This is a genomic window from Stenotrophomonas sp. GD04054, assembly GCF_029836955.1.
In the GTDB taxonomy this organism is placed as follows: Bacteria; Pseudomonadota; Gammaproteobacteria; order Xanthomonadales; family Xanthomonadaceae; genus Stenotrophomonas; species Stenotrophomonas maltophilia_A.
Genome location: NZ_JAOECR010000019.1, coordinates 43563 through 56973, shown reverse-complemented (window position 1 = coordinate 56973; position 13411 = coordinate 43563). Strand labels below are relative to the sequence as shown.

Genomic DNA, 13411 nt, shown 5'->3' with positions numbered 1-13411 from the left:
TCTGAAATCGTTTACAAGATGCGTTCTGAAAAAACCACGAAAAACGTGGTTTGACACCGCGATCATTGCCCATGCCGCTGCCACCTGGCCGGCAGCGGCATGGGCAATGGACCGGCACAGGGCCGGCCATTGCCTTTTTTCTTCCTGCCGATGCCGCCGGCGAACCGGCGGCATCGGGGTCGTGCATCTACATCCGGGCTTAGAAGCGGAAGCCCACTTCGGCCTTGATCTGGCGCGGAGTACCGATGATTTCGCCGGTCTCGTTGTAGCTGGCCTGCAGCTTGCCGTTGGTCTTGACGTAGTTGTAGGTGGAGAAGTTGTCGAAGTTGAACACGTTGATGATGTCGATACGCGCGTACAGCTCGGTATCGCCCGGCATCTTGAACGTCTTCGTCGCCTGCAGGTCCACCGAACGGTAGCCGAAGATCTTGCCACCCACCAGGAACTTGCCGGTGGCATTGGGCACGGCTGCCTGCGGGGTCGGCAGGGTGTAGCCGCTGGCCTGCATCACCGGATACCAGTCGTTGACGGCAGTCGGGGTTGCCAGGGTGATCTTGCCGCCGAAGGTGATGCCCCAGAAGCCCGCGTACGAACCGGTCACCACCAGGCGGTGGCGCGGCGCGCCGTTGGAGCGGATGGTCGGATAGTCACCGATCAGGCCGCGGTCAAACGCGTACTTCTCGTTGATGTCGCGGTTGTGGCGGGCGGTGGTCCAGGTGTAGGCGATCGAGGTGCCCCAGCCGCTTTCCTTGGTGAACGGCTTCTGCGCCGACAGCAGGACCTGGGTTGCACGGGTCTTGATGCCCTGCTGGCCAATGATCAGGCTGCCGAAGCCCGGCACGTTGCAGCTCCACGCCTGGCTCAGGCCCGGATCGGTGCCGCCACACAGGCGCGGGTCATCGAAGAACTGGCCGGTCGGGTAACGGTTGCCCAGCGTGAAGGCGAAACCGTCGTAGCTCAGGGTACGTGCGATGGTGGCATCGGTCAGCCACTCGCCGATCCGGTTGCTCATACCCAGGCTGAACTGGTCCGAATACGGCGCCTTCAGCTTGTTGTTCAACAGATCGACTTCCAGACCGGCATTGCTGGTCGCACCGACCAGCGACTGCAGGTTGCCGATGCCGTTGAGCAGGTTCGGATCCCAGTTGTAGCAGGCGGCCTGGCCGTTGATGCAGGTGCCGGTGTTGGGGTTGCGGAAGTAGATGGTCGGCTGCGGCAGGGCCAGCTTGGTGGTTTCCAGCTGCAGGTTGTCGAACAGGTCACGGTCGTAGGAACGGCCGGCACCACCGTGGATCACGTGCTGCTCGTCGGCATTGATGTCATACGAGAAGCCCAGGCGCGGCTGCCAGGCATCCTTGAACGCTTTGCGGTTATGACCGTTGCTGATGTAGTCGCTGATGTCCAGGCCGCCCAGCGCCAGCGAATCGGCGTAGGTCTGGCCGGCAGGCGCACGCGGATCCTGCGAATAGATGGCGTCGACCACCTGCTGCGGGGTTACGAAGTTCAGGTAGGTCGGAGTCTTTTCGTAGTCCCAGCGCAGGCCGATGTTCAGCTGCAGGTGGTCGTTGACCTGCCAGTCGTCCTGGATGAACACGCCGTACTGCTTGGACTTCGAACGGACTTCGCCGGACACCCCCGACACGCCGGTCACCGGCTTGACGAACTGCGCCTTGTACGGAATCGAATCAGGGAAGTCCGGATCGCCCAGGGAGTAGGTGAAGGTCGGGTTGATCTGTGCCGCATCGGAAGCGTACAGATCGATCTGCTTGTACTTCACGCCCATCTTGATGGTGTGGTCGCCAGCCCACTGGATGCCATCCAGAGTCAGGTTGTCTTCGATCGACCAGCCCTTCTGGCCCTTCACCTGCGAATCCAGCGCCGATGCGCCACCGATCTTCACCACGGTGCGGTCTTCGGGACCGTCCGGCGCGGTGTAGGTGATGCCGTTGGCCAGAGTCAGCGGGTTCGGATTGTTGAACGAATCTTCGTGAGTAACCATCAATTCGTTGTAGTAGCGCTCACCGCTGTGGTTCCAGCGCAGCGCGTAACGACGGTCGGTGTTGACCACCTCACGACCGGCCTCCGGCGAGGTCTGGCCACTGAACTGCGACTGGGTTTCGTCGCGGTCCTGGAAGGTCAGCTCGATGCGATCATTGTCGGTCGGCTCGAAGTCGATCTTGGCGAAGATCAGGTCCTGCTGGAACGGCTGGCTGGCCGGACCAAGGCCAGCGGCGCCGATGGCCGGCAGCAGACCGGCAGCACCTGTGACCGCACCATCCGGCGCGATGGTCACCGGCAGGTCGAAGCGCTTGGCTTCGTAGGTCACGAAGAAGTGGGCCTTGTCCTGGATGATCGGGCCACCCAGCGCGAAGCCGTATTCCTTCTCCGCCGAATCCTCCTTGCCCTTGTTCGGCTGGCGTTCGGCCGGGGTCATCGCGCGCATGCTGTCGTTGGTGTAACGGTAGAAGGCTTCGCCCTTGAACTCGTTGGTACCCGACTTGGTCGCAGCGGTGACGGCAGCACTGGAGACCTGGCCGTACTCGGCCTTGTAGTTGCCGCTGATGACCTTGTACTCGCCAATGGCCAGCTGCGGGAACGGATTGCCGGCGCTGCCGGACTGGCCCGCCACGCCGCCGCCCTTCACGTAGCTCTTCTGGCCCACGCCGTCGATGTAGACGTTGGTGCCGTCTGCATTGGTGGCACCGCCGCGCAGCGAAGTGTTGCCCTTGGCATCACGGGTGAAGATCAGGCCCGGCACCGCGTCGGCGAATTCCAGGAAGTTGCGCGAGACCTGCGGCGTGGTCTGGATCTGCTGCAGGCTGACGGTCTTGCCGACTTCGGACGTGCGCACTTCCTGCAGCAGGGTCGGCGCGACAACGTTGACGGTGTCCAGGTTGGTGGCCGCGGTCGAACCCGGGGTACTGCTGGCGGCACCGGCGAAGTTCAGGGTGGCGGTCGAGGCCACGGTGACGGTGACCTTCTGGGTCTGGCCATTGGCGACCACGTCGTAGGTGCCCGGGTCCAGGCCCATCAGCGAGTAGCTGCCATCGGCACGGACGGTGCCGCGACGGACGGTGCCGGTGGCCACGTTGGTAGCGGTGACTTCAGAACCGGCCTGGGCGCCGGATACCTGGCCGCGCAGGCTGGCATTGGCCGACTGCGCCATGACGTTCGGAGCAGCAGCCAGCATCAGGCAGCTGACCAGTGCGGTGCTCAGCAGCCGGCGCGCCGGCGTGCGGAAGGTGGTGTGCATCATCAACTCAATCTCCGGGTGGCGGTAACCGCTCGCGCGGTCCCTGCGATCAATCAAAAAAGAAGGAACGCCTCTGGCTTCAATGGCCCGATGGCGGAGTGGTGGAATCGCGAACTATCAAGCGGGGAACCAGGGTCTGCTTGTCCCCTGTCCCGTCCGTGGAGGTGCCGTCCATCAACTGCAGCAGGCGCGTCATGGCCCGGTCGCCGAGCTCGGCGATGCTGACCTGCATGGTGGTCAGCGACGGGTGGACGAAACGCGCCAGTGGAATGTCATCGAAACCCGCCAGGGCGACATCGGTCGGAACACGGACACCGGCCTGCGTGAATGCATACAGGCATCCCAGGGCCATCATGTCGTTGGCGGCGAACACGGCATCAGGCAGCGCTCCGGCTGCCAGCAACTCCTGACCGGCGCGATGGCCGGAAGCTTCGTCGAAATCACCGGGCAGCTCGATGCCCTCGGCGCCACCGCCAAAAGCCGCCAGCGCGTCACGGAAGCCGCGCAGGCGCTCGCGCGCGTCGAAGTTGAGATCCGGGCCAGAAATGAAAGCGATACGACGGTGGCCGGCGTCAAGCAGATGGCGGGTCATCGCCATCGCACCGGCATGGTCGTCGATGCTCAGCACCGGGTGGTCCTGCCCGGGCAGATAGGTGTTGATCAACACCGTCGGCAACGACTGCGGCAGGTTGTCGGTCAGGAAACCGGGGCTCTCGGCATAGGGCGAGAGCACCAACAGGCCGTCGACGCGGCCGCGCATGGCGCGCAGGGCCGCGCCCTGCTGCTCCTGGTCACCGTGGTAGCTGGACACCAGCAGGTGCTGGCGACGGCTACGGGCGACATTGTCGATGCCACGCATCAGTTCGGAGAAGAATTCGCCGTACAGGTCAGGCAGTACCACGCCCACCGTATTGGTGCGGCGGCTGCTCAGGCTGCGGGCGGCGGCGTGCGGGGTGTAACGCAGCCGTGCGGCCACCTCCAGCACAAGCTGGCGGACCGGTTCGGCGACATTTTCATGCCCGTTGAGCGCGCGGGAAACCGTGGCCACGGAGACCCGGGCTTCGCGAGCGACGTCTTTGATTGTGATAGCTGCCTTGTTCACGAAGCCGCCCTCCACGGCTTGGACCTACCAGCATTGGCGCGGAATGTAAGCGTTTCCATCTGGGCTTGTAAACAGTCCGTTAGGCGAATGTCCCGAAATGGACATGGAAATCTGTCTGCAGCGAGCCCCCGCAGGGACCCGCCAGGACAGCGTGGGACAAGGGCTCAGCCCTGTTCTGACGGGGTCTGCGCGCGGATGGACAACGCGTGGATATCGGTCTCCATCATCGTCCCCAGCGCGGCGTACACCGCGCGATGCCGGGCCAGCGGGCCCAGTCCGGCGAAGCGTTCACTGACCACATGTACGTTGAAATGGCCGCGGCCATCGCGCGCACCGGCATGGCCGGCGTGGCGATGGCTGTCGTCCTCGATCTCGAGCACGCTCGGCGCCAGCGCATGCTGCAGCGCATCACGCATTCGCGAGATCCGTTCCGCGTTCACGGCAACACCTTCCGGAACGGTCGCACCTGCACGCGGGTGTAGACGCCGGCGGCCACGTACGGGTCGGCGTCGGCCCAGGCCTGGGCCTGCAGCAGCGACTCGAACTGCGCGATCACCACCGAGCCGCTGAAACCGGCCGGGCCGGGGTCTTCACTGTCCACCGCCGGGCAGGGGCCGGCCAGCAGCAGGCGTCCCTCGTCGCGCAGCGCGTGCAACCGCGCCAGGTGTTCCGGCCGCGCCTGCAGCCGCTGCGCCAGCACATCCTGGCCGTCATACCCTTCGATCACATACCACACCGGCATTTCCTCGCTTGCGTTGTCGGGTCCGCAGATTCTAGCCAATGCGGCCCCTGCCCCGGCCCGGCTGGACACTGGCGCAACAAAGGCTTACCCTAGACTCCATTGCACGTGGCTGGATGCAGCAGCCCGTCGGTTTTTGCGGCCAACGCAGCCCCCGACGACCGTCCCGCTGCTTCAAACCGGACCACCTGGCCGGGCCACGTAGACGACCTCCCCGTAGTTCCGTCGCTGCCGTTTCCTGCGGCGCGTCCTGCTGTTTGATATGTGTGGAATCGCGCCGATCCCGGCGTGTCTGGTGCCCTGGGGCTCCGTGGCGTTGGCCCGGCGAACCCGGTGCCGCGACTGGTCCGTTGCAATCCTGATGTCCATTAGATGACTTCCGAACTCGCGCTCGACGCGAACCCGCCAACCCGGCCGCCCGCCCCCCAGCAGCAGGAAATGCCGCTGGCCGTGGTGCATGGGCAACCGGTCCTGCAGATTCCGCAGGACCTGTACATTCCGCCGGACGCGCTGGAAGTCATCCTGGATGCCTTCGAAGGCCCGCTGGACCTGCTGCTGTACCTGATCCGCCGCCAGAACCTAGATGTCCTGGACATTCCCGTCGCCGAGATCACCCGGCAGTATGTGGAATACATCACCGTGATGCGCGAGCTGCGCTTCGAGCTGGCCGCCGAGTACCTGGTGATGGCCGCGATCCTGGCCGAGGTGAAGTCGCGCATGCTGCTGCCGCGCCCGGTCAGCGAGGAAGGCGATGAAGCCGACCCGCGCGCCGAGCTGGTGCGCCGGCTGCAGGAATACGAACGTTTCAAGCAGGCCGCCGAGGACATCGACGCCCTGCCCCGCCAGGACCGCGACACCAGCCTGGCCCATGCCTTCATGCCCGAACGCGCTACGGTGAAGCTGCCGCCGCCGGTGGACCTGAAGGAGATGCTGCTGGCGCTGCACGACGTGCTCAAGCGCGCCGAGCTGTTCAGCGGCCACGCCATCAAGCGTGAGGCACTGAGCGTGCGGCAACGCATGGGCGAAGTGCTGGGACGCCTGGAAGATGGCAAGTTCTATCGTTTTGAAGGCTTGTTCACGGCCGAAGAAGGCAAGCTGGGCGTGCTGGTCACGTTCCTGGCGGTGCTGGAACTGGCCAAGGAACAGCTGCTGGACATCGTCCAGGAAGAACCGCTGGCGCCGATCTACGTGAAATCGCTGGCCGCCGGCAACACCAACGCCCCGCTGCAGTTCAGCAGCGAGTTCGACGACAACGACGCCGCCAATGCAGACGAGTGAGCGCTGACTGCCGATGGATCAATTGCTGATCAACCGCATTGTCGAAGGTGCGCTGCTGGCCTCCAGCCAGCCGCTCACCCTGGCCCAGCTGAAGGACCTGTTCCCGGAAGAGGAACCGGCACCGCCGGGCAGCATCGAACGCGCACTGGAACGCCTGCGCGAAGCCTGCGAAGGCCGCGGCGTGGAACTGGTCGAGGTCGCCTCCGGCTTCCGCTACCAGGTCACCGGCGAAGTGCATGGCTGGATCAGCCGGCTGTGGACCGAACGCAAGACCCGTTACACCCGCGCCACCCTGGAAACCCTGGCGCTGATCGCCTACCGGCAGCCGATCACCCGCGGCGAGATCGAGCAGGTGCGCGGCGTGGCGGTCAGCAGCAACATCATCCAGGCGCTGGAAGAACGCGAGTGGATCCGCGTGGTCGGCCACCGCGATGTACCCGGCAAGCCGGCGCTGTTCGGCACCACCAAGGGCTTTCTGGATTATTTCGGCCTGAAGCGATTGGATGAGCTGCCGCCACTGTCGGAACTGAAGGACCTGGGCGAGCTGGAACCCCAGCTGTCCCTGGACCGCGATGCACCGGCAACGGCAAGCGCCGATGGCCCTGACCTCTCGGCCGGCGCCGAAGGCGCTGCCGCAAACGATGATGCCGGCCAGGCCGGCAGTGACACCCCTGATTCCGTCGATGCAGCCCCTGCGTCGGCCTCCGATGAGCAAGCACCTTCGCCCTTCGATGATGGGCACCCCGATTCCGCGCCGGGCGAGCGCGCGGTGCCAGTGAACGAACGCGAAGACAACGCCGTCGCGATGACGACCGTGGCTGTTGACCAAGCCGATTCCGAACCAGAGGCCGACCTCGAAACCGTCGGCCGGAGCAAAACTGATGAGTGACACCCCTCGCAAGCTGTCGTTGAACAAGCTCTCGCTGAAGCGCGAAGCCACCTCCGAACAGTTCAAGTTGGAAGAACGCCTGCACAAGGTGCTGGCACAGGCCGGCCTCGGCTCGCGCCGCGCGCTGGAACAGCGCATTGCCGAAGGCCTGGTCAAGGTCAACGGTGAAGTCGCGCAGACCGGCATGTCGGTCAAGAGCGGCGACAAGATCGAACTGGATGGCCGTGGCTTCGTCGCCACCGCCCTGGCCGAGCCGTCGCGCGTGCTGGTCTACAACAAGCCGGAAGGCGAAGTGACCACCCGCGATGATCCGGAAGGCCGCCCGACCGTGTTCGAGTCGCTGCCGCCGCTGAAGGGCGCGCGCTGGATCGCGATCGGCCGCCTCGACATCAACACCACCGGCCTGCTGCTGGCCACCACCGACGGTGAACTGGCCAACGCCATGATGCACCCGTCGTTCGAGGTCGAACGCGAGTACGTGGTGCGCGTGCGTGCACCGGAAGGCGAGGAAAAGGTCTCCGACGCCATCGTCGACCGCCTCACCCGTGGCGTGGCACTGGAAGACGGCCCGGCCAAGTTCGACGAGATCGAACGCATCGGCGGCACCGATTCGCACGACTGGTTCCGCGTCGTGGTGAAGGAAGGCCGCAACCGCGAAGTGCGTCGCCTGTGGGAGTCGCAGGGCTGCCAGGTCAGCCGCCTGAAGCGCACCCGCTACGGCAAGGTGAGCCTGCCGCGCGAATTGGCCCGCGGCCATTCGGTGGAACTGGGCACCGCCCAGGTGGAAGCCCTGCGTGCGCAGCTGAAGCTGGAAGAAGGCGCACCGTCGGCACTGACCCTGCAGCCGGTGATCGGCCAGCGCCGTGCCGCCAAGACCACCGTGCGCGTGCGCGAAGGTGGCCGCGGCAACGCCTACGTCAACGGCCACAACACCGCTGACGAAGGCCGCGAGCTGCGTCGTTTCGACAACGTCCGCGAAGACCGCGGCCGTGGTCGCGGTGGCAAGGGCGGCGGCTTCAAGGGCGGCCTGACGGTCAGCGGTGAAGCGGCAGCCAAGCAGTCGCAGAAGCCGTTCAAGCAGCGTGCCCAGAAGAACGATCGTTCACTGCCGGAAGGCAACCCGGCCGCGTTCCGCACCTGGTACGTGCCGGATGGCGTGAGCACCGGCCCGAGCGGCCATCGCAATGCCGGTCCGGGCGCACGTGGCCCGGGTGCCCGTGGTCCGGGCGCAGGCGGCCAGGGCCGTCCGTACGGCAAGCCGAAGGGCCCGGGCGCAGGCGCCGGTGGCGGCCAGGGCCGTGGCGGCTTCGGCGGTGAAGGCCGTGGCGGCGCAGGCGGCCAGGGTCGTCCGGCCGGCGCGGGCAACCGCTCGCAGGGCCAGGGCAACAAGCACCCGTACGGCCATCCGGGCAATGCCCCAAGCTTCCCGTCCGACCACGCCACCCCGGGCTTCAACCCGTATGGCAGCCCGAAGCCGGCGCAGGGCGCCCGTCCGGGCGGTCGCGGTCCGGGCGGTGGCAACCGTGGTCCGGGCGGTAATCGCGGTCCCGGTGGTCCGGGTGGCAACCGTGGCCCGGGCGGCCCCGGCGGCAACCGCGGTCCGGGCGGCCCGCGCCGCAGCGGCCCGCGCGGCGGCTGATCAGCAGCGACGTTGAAATGAAAAGCCCCGGCGCAGGCCGGGGTTTTTCTTTGAAAAGGGGACGGAGGGGATTAAGTCGTTTTTGCCTCAAAGGGGCGAAAGCGACTTAATCCCCTCCGTCCCCTTTTGCGTGGCGCTGGAACGCGGCTGGCGTGGTGCCGGTCATGCTGCGGAAGAAGGCGATGAACGGGCTCTCGGCGGAGAACCCGGTGTCCTGCGCCACATGCGCGACGCGATGGCCGAGCAGCAGCAACTCCATGGCTCGCATCAGGCGCCATTGCTGGCGCCAGGCCTGATAGCCCATGCCGGTATCACGCTGCATCAGCCGGCCGACAGTACGCACGCTCAGGTCCGCACGCGCGGCCAGCTCACCCAGTTCGGGCGGCAGCTGCTCGGCCAGCGGCAGACAACGTGCGATCCGCGGATCACGCGGCAGAGGCAGGTCCATCGGCGCCACCGGTGCAGCGGCGATTTCCAGCACGCACAACGCCAGTTGATGGTGTGCGCGCGGCGACTGCCAGTCATGGTCGAACGGTGCCTGCGCGATCGGCTCCAGCAAGGCCTGCAGCAGCGGACCTACGCTGATGATGGCCGGCTGGCGGGGCAGTTGGGCCGACAGGGTGGCATCGAAGTACAACGAACGGTAGTCGACCGCCTGGCGCATCTGCGCGCGATGGCGCAGCCCACCCGGAATCCACGCTGCGCGCGCGGGCGGCAGCAGGCTGATGCGATCACCGTAGGTCAGGCGCGTACAGCCCTGCCGGGTGTACAGCAGCTGCGCGCGCGCATGCTGGTGCCAACCCGAGTCGTGATCGGCCAATGAGGCCGCGATACCCAGCACCGGAGCGCCCCAGGCATCGGCGTCGAAGTGCGCATCCGGCTGCAACCAGGCCATGTCTGATTTCATGCATTCGATGACAGGATAGACAGAGTGCGCCATTGCGGACGCAACCACAATGCGCGGCCCTGTTTCTGGAGCGCCCGCATGTCGCGCCGCCTGTTGCTGCTCACCATTGCACTGCTGATGTTTCCGCAGTTGGCACAGACCCTGTACAGCCCGGCCCTGGCCGATCTGGCCGAACGCTTCGCCCTGCCGCCGAGTGCCGCCAGCCAGGCCATGAGCCTGTACCTGTTCGGCTTCGCTGCAGGCGTGCTGCTGTGGGGGCGCCTGGCCGATCGTATCGGTCGTCGCCCCGCCCTTCTCTGTGGCCTCGGCGTCTTCGCAGTGGCTGCACTGGGCGGGCTGATGGCTGGCAGCTTCGGCCAGGTGCTGCTGGCCCAGGCGTTGGCCGCAGTCGGCGCCGCCGCCGCTTCGGTGGTCACCCAGACCGTGCTGCGCGACCATCTGCAGGGGCCGGCATTGGCGCAGGCATTCTCATGGATCGGCATGGCCCTCGCCCTGAGCCCGGCCATCGGTCTTGCACTGGGCACGCTGCTGGTCACCGCCAATGGCTATCTCGGCGTACAGTCCGGCCTGCTGCTGATAGCTGCCCTGCTGGCAGTCGCATGCCTGGCTGGCCTGCGCGAAAGCCGCCCTGCACAGGTCCCGCACACGCTCATGCTGCCGCTGCTGCGGGAACTGCTGCGCGATCGCTGGATCTGGTCACACGCGTTGCTGGTGATGGCCTTCAACGTGGCGATGTGCAGCTGGTATGCACTCGGCCCCTTCGTGTTTGCACGCCTGCACTGGCCAGCCACCTGGTTCGGCGCCAGCGGCGCGGTGCTGGCATTGGGCTCGGCACTGGGCGCGTGGGGCAATGGCCGCCTGCTGCGTGCAGGCGTTGCCGCAACCACGCGCATCCGCATCGCCGCAGGCCTGGTTCTGACGGGAGGCCTGCTGGCCGCGCTGCTGCATGATCACCCTGCCCTGGTCGCGGCGATGGTGCCGGTGGTGACGGGCTTCGGCCTTGCCATTCCCAATGTGCTCGGCCAGGCCCTGCGCGGCTATCCGCATTGTCTCGGCAGCGCAGGCGCGCTCTTCGGTCTGCTCTACTACCTGTTGATCGGTGCGGCAATGGCGCTGGTCGGTGCAGTGCAGCTGCTGGCACCGACCCTCATCGTGTGTGGCCTGCTGGCCTTGTGGCTGCAGCGGCGGCGTCCCGCTGCAGCCTAGGAATTGCTGCAAAAGCAGCGCACTGTGCGCGGCTTCCGGGAACGGCTTTGATTCCCTGGCTATCGTGCGCGCTCTCCCACACCAGGCAGATGCCCATGATCACCATTACCGCCGAACAGGCCCGCGCCAACGCCGATGCCGCCAAGCGCCCGATCGAACTGTTCTACCGCGACCTCGACAACGCCATCCAGATCGGCTCGGAGAATGGCCGCCGCTATCTCGTGTTCGGCTTCAGCCAGGTGATGGCCAGCGAGCAGCTCGTCGAAGACGTGACCGCACAACTGCTCAAGAATGGTTTCGGTGTCGAACGGTTGTTGAGCGATTCCGAACAGCACTACATCCGCATCAGCTGGGGATCTGCCGAGCCGTCGCGCCTCAGCGCCGGCTGAGGGTGAACGCGGTGCCGTCCACGCCCAGGTCCCAGCCCTTGCCGGTACCGGACAGGGCCAGCGAGATGTCGCCCTTGGTCATCACCTGCGCGTTGCTGGACTTCACCGCACCGGCGTGCGCACCCACCGAGGCGTAAGTACCCAGTAGTTCGTTGACGCTGACCGCGCCGGTGAAGCTGCCACGCCCGTTGGTGATCTTCGACTTGCCCACGGTCAGGCCGCCGCCCTTCATCTGGATGCGCACCGGCATGCTGGCGCCGTTGCTGCAGGTGACCGTGCCATTGCCGGAGGCGGTCTTGTAGATCAGCGACCAGCCGGACAGGTTGTAGCGCAGCTGGCAATCGAGGTTGCCGGCGGCGTGCGCGGCCGGGGCCAGCGATGCGGCGGACAGGGCCAGCAGCAGGGCGAAGGACGTGTTCATGGCAGGACTTCCAGTTCGGTCGGACTGGCGGCGAATCTAGCAGCGCGCGCGTGCACGTTGAATGCAGGCGCGCGTGCTGGTGCGGCGGCGTTCAGGCCATCGCTCAGGCCTGCTCGTCCAGGTGGAAGGCATCGGCATCAAGCATCGCCGGGAAGCGCGCACGGTGTGCGGCCAGCGCCTCGGCCGAGATGGTGGTGGTGACCACCTGTTCGCGCTCGCGGATTTCCACCTGTGGCTGGCCGAGGAAGTCGATCACCGCGCTGTCACCGGCGTAATGCAGCTGGTTGCCATCGACGCCGACACGGTTCACCGCGGCAACGAAGCACAGATTCTCGATCGCACGTGCACGCAGCAGTGTCTTCCACGCATAGGCACGTGCCGACGGCCAGTTGGCGACGAATATCTGCAGGTCGAAATCCAGCTGCTGTGGACGTTCAACGTTGTAGCGGTTGCGGCAGAACACCGGGAAACGCAGGTCGTAGCAGACCTGCGGATTGATCCGCCAGCCCTTCCATTCCACGCTCAGGCGCTCGCGACCGGCCGCATAGCGCTCGTGCTCGCCGCCATAGCGGAACAAGTGGCGCTTGTCGTAGTACTGCAGCTCGCCGTCGGGCGTGGCGAACAGCAGGCGGTTGTAGACGCCCTCGCCCTCGCGCAGCTGCACGCTGCCGATCACCGCCGCGTCCAGCGCCTTGGCCTGTTCGCGCACCCAGGCCACGGTCGGGCCGTCCATGCCTTCGGCCTGGGCGATGGCTTCATTGGAGAAACCACTGGTGAAGGTCTCCGGCAGGATCACCAGATCGGTGTTGCCGGCCAGCGGTGCCAGCAGCGCGCCGTAGTACTCACGGTTGCCCGCCGGGTCATGCCAGCGGGTGTCGCCCTGGACGAGGGAAATGCGCAGGTCATTCATTGTCATGGATTCACTGATGTTGAAGAAGCAGTACGTGGCAATGACGCGATCATGGGATTCGACATCACCCTACGCTTTCGATGAATCGGCGCAACTGCGCCCTCAGCGAGCTTGCAGCTGGAGCTGCCCGCTCCAATCCCAGGTGAGCTAGCGCCAAAGCCTGCTCCTTACGCCGCAAATTGGCCGCTACACGCGCAAGGGTGAGCAGTTCAATGGCCCGAGCCTGCTCAAGATCTGCCTTGTCCAACATGGACTGATAGTCGTCCGGGAAAGCCTGGTGAGCTGCGAAGAAGTGGCTACCGGCGCTCTCCCACGCGGAACAAAGCGCTTTCACTGAGGCGGCACTCTCCTGCTCGGAAGCCCCATAGCCCCAGCCAGCGCCTGTACTTGCACCGTCCCCGGCAAGCCGCTCTCTGAACACACAGCCGGATTCGTCAATCGTCGCCGGCGAATACTCGCCGCCACCATGCAGAGGCAAGAAATCCAGATGCACCCCCATCTCCAAGGAGCACCATTGCCCGTTGGAACCGGTCTGGCATTCGACTACATGAATCAGCGGAGTCCGAATCCTGCGGAAGGTCCGCCCTTTACGAACGAATCCCTCCTGCAGCAGACGCGGAAAGAACTCCGACTCAAGCAGCTCGAAGAATCTCTCCCGGTCCGGATTCCAACTCACTT

Annotated in this window: 13 protein-coding genes; 5 read left to right on the top strand and 8 right to left on the bottom strand. The window is 65.8% G+C overall.

Annotation, left to right across the window (positions count from 1 at the left end):
• Positions 1–199: 199 nt before the first annotated feature.
• The 4 genes from N7573_RS11135 to N7573_RS11120 form a co-directional block, all read right to left on the bottom strand.
• Positions 200–3256 (bottom strand): TonB-dependent receptor, encoded by a 3057-nt coding sequence (locus N7573_RS11135; protein ID WP_032129773.1) that lies wholly within the window; start codon positions 3254–3256, stop codon positions 200–202.
• A gap of 76 nt (positions 3257–3332) precedes the next feature.
• On the bottom strand, positions 3333–4370 hold the full coding sequence (locus N7573_RS11130) for a LacI family DNA-binding transcriptional regulator (protein ID WP_032129774.1): 1038 nt from the start codon (positions 4368–4370) through the stop codon (positions 3333–3335).
• A 149-nt stretch (positions 4371–4519) separates the two neighbouring features.
• On the bottom strand, positions 4520–4771 hold the full coding sequence (locus N7573_RS11125; RefSeq protein ID WP_032129775.1) for a BolA family protein: 252 nt from the start codon (positions 4769–4771) through the stop codon (positions 4520–4522).
• 20 nt (positions 4772–4791) lie between these two features.
• Complete coding sequence (locus tag N7573_RS11120) at positions 4792–5091, bottom strand: YciI family protein (RefSeq protein ID WP_032129789.1); 300 nt, start codon at positions 5089–5091, stop codon at positions 4792–4794.
• A gap of 375 nt (positions 5092–5466) precedes the next feature.
• Here N7573_RS11120 and N7573_RS11115 point away from each other — a divergent pair, with 375 nt between their 5' ends.
• The 3 genes from N7573_RS11115 to N7573_RS11105 are packed head-to-tail and all read left to right on the top strand — an operon-like array spanning position 5467 to position 8900.
• Positions 5467–6372 carry a ScpA family protein gene (locus N7573_RS11115; protein WP_006456456.1) on the top strand — a complete coding sequence of 302 codons (906 nt, stop codon included), beginning with the start codon at positions 5467–5469 and terminating at the stop codon, positions 6370–6372.
• A 13-nt stretch (positions 6373–6385) separates the two neighbouring features.
• Entirely contained in the window at positions 6386–7261 is an 876-nt protein-coding gene (gene scpB, locus N7573_RS11110; protein WP_279912778.1) for an SMC-Scp complex subunit ScpB, read from the top strand.
• Positions 7254–8900, top strand: a complete 1647-nt coding sequence (locus N7573_RS11105) for a pseudouridine synthase (RefSeq protein ID WP_110712888.1) — start codon at positions 7254–7256, stop codon at positions 8898–8900. The genes scpB and N7573_RS11105 overlap by 8 nt, the downstream gene beginning before the upstream one ends.
• A 106-nt stretch (positions 8901–9006) precedes the next feature.
• Here N7573_RS11105 and N7573_RS11100 read toward each other — a convergent pair whose 3' ends face one another.
• Positions 9007–9795, bottom strand: a complete 789-nt coding sequence (locus tag N7573_RS11100; RefSeq protein WP_279913860.1) for a helix-turn-helix transcriptional regulator — start codon at positions 9793–9795, stop codon at positions 9007–9009.
• Between the two features lie 90 nt (positions 9796–9885).
• Here N7573_RS11100 and N7573_RS11095 point away from each other — a divergent pair, with 90 nt between their 5' ends.
• Both N7573_RS11095 and N7573_RS11090 read left to right on the top strand, forming a co-directional pair.
• Complete coding sequence (locus N7573_RS11095; protein WP_279913859.1) at positions 9886–11013, top strand: MFS transporter; 1128 nt, start codon at positions 9886–9888, stop codon at positions 11011–11013.
• A gap of 95 nt (positions 11014–11108) precedes the next feature.
• Positions 11109–11402 (top strand): hypothetical protein, encoded by a 294-nt coding sequence (locus N7573_RS11090; RefSeq protein WP_049401115.1) that lies wholly within the window; start codon positions 11109–11111, stop codon positions 11400–11402.
• Here the strand turns inward: N7573_RS11090 and N7573_RS11085 are convergent.
• From N7573_RS11085 to N7573_RS11075, 3 genes are all read right to left on the bottom strand, one after another.
• Complete coding sequence (locus N7573_RS11085) at positions 11389–11823, bottom strand: hypothetical protein (RefSeq protein WP_071229733.1); 435 nt, start codon at positions 11821–11823, stop codon at positions 11389–11391. The two genes, N7573_RS11090 and N7573_RS11085, sit on opposite strands and share 14 nt — an antisense overlap.
• A gap of 103 nt (positions 11824–11926) precedes the next feature.
• Positions 11927–12733 (bottom strand): amidohydrolase, encoded by an 807-nt coding sequence (locus N7573_RS11080; RefSeq protein ID WP_279913858.1) that lies wholly within the window; start codon positions 12731–12733, stop codon positions 11927–11929.
• A 64-nt stretch (positions 12734–12797) separates the two neighbouring features.
• A complete protein-coding gene (locus N7573_RS11075) occupies positions 12798–13409 on the bottom strand; it encodes a DUF4304 domain-containing protein (protein WP_279913857.1) in 612 nt (203 codons plus the stop codon).
• Positions 13410–13411 lie beyond the last annotated feature (2 nt).